Annotated in this window: 8 protein-coding genes; 6 read left to right on the forward strand and 2 right to left on the reverse strand. The window is 61.7% G+C overall.

What is annotated here, in order from left to right:
• Positions 1-240, reverse strand: a 240-nt coding sequence (locus WDW90_RS34600; RefSeq protein WP_336492259.1) for a transglutaminase N-terminal domain-containing protein, incomplete at its 3' end; no start/stop codon positions are given.
• A 106-nt stretch (positions 241-346) separates the two neighbouring features.
• Here WDW90_RS34600 and WDW90_RS34605 point away from each other — a divergent pair.
• From WDW90_RS34605 to WDW90_RS34625, 5 genes are all read left to right on the forward strand, one after another.
• Complete coding sequence (locus tag WDW90_RS34605; protein ID WP_336492260.1) at positions 347-595, forward strand: hypothetical protein; 249 nt, start codon at positions 347-349, stop codon at positions 593-595.
• A gap of 1,388 nt (positions 596-1,983) precedes the next feature.
• Entirely contained in the window at positions 1,984-2,127 is a 144-nt protein-coding gene (locus WDW90_RS34610) for a hypothetical protein (RefSeq protein WP_336492261.1), read from the forward strand.
• A gap of 114 nt (positions 2,128-2,241) precedes the next feature.
• Positions 2,242-2,454 (forward strand): hypothetical protein, encoded by a 213-nt coding sequence (locus tag WDW90_RS34615; protein WP_336492262.1) that lies wholly within the window; start codon positions 2,242-2,244, stop codon positions 2,452-2,454.
• Between the two features lie 74 nt (positions 2,455-2,528).
• The gene (locus tag WDW90_RS34620; protein WP_336492263.1) at positions 2,529-2,894 is read left to right on the forward strand and encodes a hypothetical protein; all 366 of its coding nucleotides are present in this window, start codon (positions 2,529-2,531) and stop codon (positions 2,892-2,894) included.
• A 169-nt stretch (positions 2,895-3,063) separates the two neighbouring features.
• On the forward strand, positions 3,064-3,327 hold the full coding sequence (locus WDW90_RS34625; protein ID WP_336492264.1) for a hypothetical protein: 264 nt from the start codon (positions 3,064-3,066) through the stop codon (positions 3,325-3,327).
• 182 nt (positions 3,328-3,509) lie between these two features.
• Here the strand turns inward: WDW90_RS34625 and WDW90_RS34630 are convergent, their stop codons facing one another.
• Complete coding sequence (locus tag WDW90_RS34630; RefSeq protein WP_336492265.1) at positions 3,510-3,851, reverse strand: hypothetical protein; 342 nt, start codon at positions 3,849-3,851, stop codon at positions 3,510-3,512.
• A 1,077-nt stretch (positions 3,852-4,928) separates the two neighbouring features.
• Here WDW90_RS34630 and WDW90_RS34635 point away from each other — a divergent pair.
• Positions 4,929-5,228, forward strand: a 300-nt coding sequence (locus WDW90_RS34635; protein ID WP_336492266.1) for a helix-turn-helix domain-containing protein, incomplete at its 3' end; no start/stop codon positions are given.

Here is a 5,228-nt window from a genome sequence, read left to right on the forward strand (position 1 = left end):
ACACGCCACGCTGTCGATGATGAGCATCTGGGCCGGCGCGTGAAACGTGGCTGTCGCCACAGCATTCCCGGCGACGTCGTAGGCCCAGGTCACAGTCGCGGAGGGTGTTACGGTGAGGTCGCTTGAGACCAGGCGGACCTCACGGGACTCGCGAGGCCGCAGCAAGAGCCGATGCGGTCCGAAGCTTACGGATTGCCGGTAGCGGTAGGTCGTTCGGTGGTGGATGCGCAGATTGGCCAATGAACACTCCTGCAGGGCAAATCAGCCAGGCTTCCTCCGTCGCGGCCGTTCTTCTGTGTGTGGATTGGCGCATACACCTCCGACGCCGATCGGCACCGAGAAGTCGTTGATCACATTAGCCCGGCAACCTGGAAGTGTGGCTGCTGATCCACCGCTGTCGGCACCTTTTCGCTGCCAGGAGCCTGTTCGTGCCAACTACGAGACTCAAGCGAAGGCGGGCTTCGATCAGGTCGACCTCGCGCACGAGCCGGCGGAGGACCACATCGTTGGTCACCTGGGAGCGGCGCATGCGGTAGAGAGCGCTCCTCTCGGCTTCAATACCCCCGAGGCGTGGTTCTGCCCCAAACGCGAGTGAAGCTAACGGCTTGGCTTCGTTTCCTGCCGGGTTCCCTTGCCACTCGGGCGGACTGTGCCCATTCCGATGCCAGTCCCCATCCTATCAGCTCCAGGCGTTTTGGGTGAGCCTGGTCCACGTCCTGTCGGCAAACCGGTAGAATCTTCAACATTCTCGCTGCTGTTCACCGGATTTCTCGAACTGCCGATGCCAGCTCCCGTCTGGCTGGTGCGCGGCGTCTGTGCAAGTGCGCTGCTGTATAACGCCAAGACTGCGGCGGCAGCGCAGACAATCTTCAAGTGCATCACGGGGATACCTATCCTGGCTTGATTCACAAGCTAAATCAGGCGGCCGCCGAGGAGTTCGGCAGTCACGCTTTTACGCTCGAGGTCATCGCAGTAAACAGCACGATTTCAATGCAATCAAGGTCCAGCAATGCCATCACCAATGCCATCCAAGACCGATTATAAAAGACATCGCGATCGAACCCAGGAACATAGTTTCTAGCAGAGTATGATTTAGACGATCGTTAATCAACATTTTATATCTATTTACTGCCATTATCCTCCCCAAATTGCTTGACTGCACAGGTATGATCGCGGGACTCGAGTCGCCAAGAGCGGCCTGAGCTTCGCATCGCTTCGGTCTCACCTGGGCGAACATTGATAGCTTGCGCCGCCCCCGTCGCGCGGCGTCGCAATGGCAGAAGGATGATGGTCGCAATCCGCCGGCAAGTTACGAGTGACAATCCTTCAATCAGCTCCTCGTCATTCCTACCCGTGTAGCCCCCGGCCGGGTACATCTTGCCTGTTGCGCGAAGTGTAAGAGGGCGATTGGCAGTCACGATCTCACGCATTTTGCGCGAGGTACGCACCATTCCTTAGAAATTACTTCTCCGATAAAATATTAGCACACTCCCGAGAAAAACTCTAATGGTTTTTCCCGTAGCGTGGGGGGTCGCAATTTTTCGTAAGTTGGCTTTTTAAGCTTCGGCTTATCTGAGTGCGCGGAGAAGGCATCGTCGCAAGCCGCTGCTCGCTTCCTCATGACGCAGGTTGATCGGCATGCACGAGGTAGCTCTTCATCGACTCTGGATATCGCTGGCGAAGTTAGGGAGAGGCCGTCGTGGCGAGGAGGCGGCTTAAGGGCTACGGCGCGTAGTGGTGTTCGGGTCCCGCCTGCGATCCAGCGGAGCATGCATGCCAAGCTGAGCGCGGCGGCCTGTCTTCCTCCGACATGAAGCCCAAGCTGTCTTTGGGCTGTCGGCCACCCGCACCCGTCACGTTCCCGGACATAGCCTTCCGCCTACCCATGGCTGCAGCCATGCAGTAACCTCTCTTCTTGCCCGGTCCAAAATACCGGTCAGGTCATCCTTGGTCCTCCACGCCGCCCTTCGCGAGAAGCAGGCCGTGGCTGAGAAGGACGGCTGGTACACCGGGAAGTACGGAAATCCGACAGAGAAAAAGCGGCTGAACGAAGAGGCGGCCGAGAACGAGGCCCTGGCCGAGCGCATCTTCAAGGTGCTCGGCGACTTGATGGAAACCCGGAACTAGCGGCGCGGTGATGAACAGCCCTGAGACCCGCCGCCACTCTCGACTGTTCCTAAGCCTCACGCTCGGGCTCGCCGTGTTCATCGTCGGCGGCATGCTGCTGATCTGGCTGTTCGCATGACTGAGGCGCTCTGGCACGAGAGCATCACTGACGACTTCAAGCACGACCGTGCCTTCTCGCACCTCGACGGCGTCCCGGCCCCGATCGCGCAGGAGGAGCGCGTGAAGGAGTTGCTGCAGGCCCAGGCCGCCGGGGAGTTCCGGCTTCGGCTTATCCTCAGCGAGGCGGTCGACCTGAAGAAGGTTCCGCAGCACGGCCGCTTCTGGTGAGCCCGAGGCTCGCGTTGTAGGCAGACGTTATTCGCTTAGAATGCTGTCCAGACCAAAAGAAGCAGGTGCCTCGATTGCCGAAAATTCTATTAGGTTTTAGCCTGCTAAGCTTGACGGCAGTTCAGGCGCTTGCCGGCCCGATTACTAAATCCGAGACAAAGCTGCTCACGAACGATGGTGAAATACTTTACCTGTCTGCTGAGAATATCAAAGAGGCCCCTAACGCGCTTGGCGACGAAAGCCGGATGAAGGAAATCGGCTGTATTCTCGCCAAGCAGGGTATCGAGGCGGTACGCCTGGAGCCCGAGGAAATGACCGGTGGCGGCAAGCCGTGGCAGGTACGGCTCACGATACCTGGAAGGGGCAGTGTCATTGTATGGGGTTATGGGTTCATGTTCACTCTACGCGACGGTAGAGCGATACCTCGTGAGTATTGGTGAGGGGCGCCTGTCACGCATCGAGCGGCAGATCTGAGAGGTGTGGGCGACCCTGTCCCAATACACTCTCAGAATCCCATCCCGAAAACGGCTCGCGTCTCGATGGCAGCGTCTCAGATTGAACGCGGTCGCTCGCCTTGTTTCGAACAGGCTGCACGTTCACTCTGCTGAGATGACTGAGACGCTGACGACCTCTGCCCTGTGCCAGCTGAAGCTCATCTCCGACGATGAGGTGAGCGCGGCCGTCGATGCCTTCATGGCTGATGCGCTGGCACCTCCGTTTGTGTTCAAGGAGGGCTACCGGCTCAATCTCGGCAAAGCAGTCCGGAATCATCCCGGTGCTGATGACGTCGTGAACCGGCGCAAGCTCGGCTCGCAATTGCTTCGTCCCTTCGTGCGCGCGGCCATTCTGCAAGCTCGGCCTGCGAGAGGTTAGGCCAGAGCGGTCAGCCGCCGATCTCAACGATATCGGTCACGATCGCTCCTTCCTAGATCCGGACAGCTAATCTTGGCCAGAACGGCAAGCTGTGGGGCGTCGCGGCAGCTGCTGGCGTTGGCCGGCTGCGGTGTTGAGGGCAAAACGCGGCGCCCTACCGGTTCCTTCCTGACCTTGCGCGATCAGGCGGCCGCTTGGCTGAGACGCTCAGCCTCGGTCCGCCACGCCTCACGCTCCTGTTCTGCCTCGGCGAGTTGCGCCCGTAGCGCGGCGATCTCCGCCCGCAGCTTCCCTGCCCCGTCTTTGTCTTGCAGCGCCGTCCGCAGATCCGGCAGGGCCGCAATGTTCAGCGCGACCCGCCGCGCCTCCTCGCGCGACATGTAGCTGCCGACGGCCTGTTGGGCGGTGTCCTCGGAGTAGAAGGCATAGGCCAGTGGAAGGGCAGCTGCATCCTCGATGCGGAACACGCCCTCGAACTCGATCATGCGCCAGGGCGCGAAGAAGCGGCGCGGCTCGTCTGTCATGGTGCAGGTCCGTGCCTTGAGACCGCTCACAAGGAAGGGATGGTGCGGTCCGGGAGATCGGCATTGAGGAGGGCCTCACCGACCGATGATGCGCAAGCAGCCAGTGGGGTCAGCCCGCCAGATGTGGGGGATTGGCCGGCGGGTGAAGTCACGGTCGGCCCAAAGCGTTAACGCCTGCTTACCAACCTTTACCCCACCTGGGACGTGTACGGCCGCGCACAAGCTTCCGGCTCAAGCCGAACTGGCGGCCGCCGCAGCCGGTTCGGCGTGGCGCGGTCGGCGTTCTACCGCTGCATCGCCAAGGCGAAGGGGCATAAGCCGCATCGGCGGCTCGCAGCGCCTGCAGTGGCCATGCGCCTTGCCGGCTGACCGCCGCACTGCTTACTGTGCCCGATGAGTGAATCACCTACGACCGGCGAGCTCGTTACCAAAGGAGCTATTACGGATGACGACGTGCGCGTCGCGGTCGATGCGTACCTAGCGGGAGATGACACGAGGGCCTTCGCCATTGCGGACGGCTACAGGCTGAACGTCCCCGTAGCGGTTGAGGACTCGCTCGTCGCAAACAGTCTCCTGGCTCGGGCCGGTGCGTCGGCAGCATCACGAAGAGGCGTAGTGCGCACCGCGATCCTCTTGGCCCGGCCGGCGAAGCGATGAGTGGCCGTCAGCCCAAGCAACATGGCCGGCCTCTGCTGAGCGTGGTCCTAGGAGCGGCCTTCGTCCTCAGTTGCATGCTGATGGCCTGGTTGTACCAATGACTGAATCCCGCCGCTTCCCCGCCCCTGGCGCATCGTCGAACTCAGGGAGTGCAGCAAGGTCGAGGACGTGAACGGGGTGGGGCTCGCCGCCTTCTACTTGGAGGACGATCCTGGACGCCGATCCGAGATGCGGCGCATGTCTCGTGAGGAGGCGCGGCGGATAGCCCAGGCCTTCGCGATGCTGCCGGATCAGCGGGAGGCGATGGGGCTGAGGTCGGCGTAGGCACGAAAATGCCCGTGGGGCGGGAGGCTAGAGCAGATCCCGCGCTGCTTGAGACAGGTTTGCGGGTGACGCGTTGACGGGTGAAGGAGCTTGCCCATGCCGTCACCTTTGTCTGTTGACCTGCGCGAGCGTGTCGTGGCCGCCGTGGCAGCAGGTGCCTCCTGCCATCGCGCCGCAGCCCGCTTCGGGGTCAGCGTGTCGAGCGCCAGCCGCTGGTCGGAGCGCTTCCGGCACGAGGGCCAACTCGCCTCCAAGCCGATAGGCGGCGATCACACCTCGAAGCGGATCGAGGCCCACGCCGCGCTGATCCTGCCGACCTCCCAGCAGGAGCCGCGTCTCTTTCTGCGCGAGCTGCGCGACCGGCTGGCTGAGCAAGGCATGCAGACCAGCACGAGC

It is taken from the genome of Methylobacterium nigriterrae (assembly GCF_037106235.1).
Lineage (GTDB): Bacteria > Pseudomonadota > Alphaproteobacteria > Rhizobiales > Beijerinckiaceae > Methylobacterium > Methylobacterium nigriterrae.

Coding starts and splice junctions, on each gene's coding strand:
- WDW90_RS34615 (WP_336492262.1), top strand. CDS start 2,242: ATGACTGAGGCGCTCTGGCACGAGAGCATCACTGACGACTTCAAGCAC.
- WDW90_RS34625 (WP_336492264.1), top strand. CDS start 3,064: ATGACTGAGACGCTGACGACCTCTGCCCTGTGCCAGCTGAAGCTCATC.
- WDW90_RS34630 (WP_336492265.1), bottom strand. CDS start 3,851: ATGACAGACGAGCCGCGCCGCTTCTTCGCGCCCTGGCGCATGATCGAG.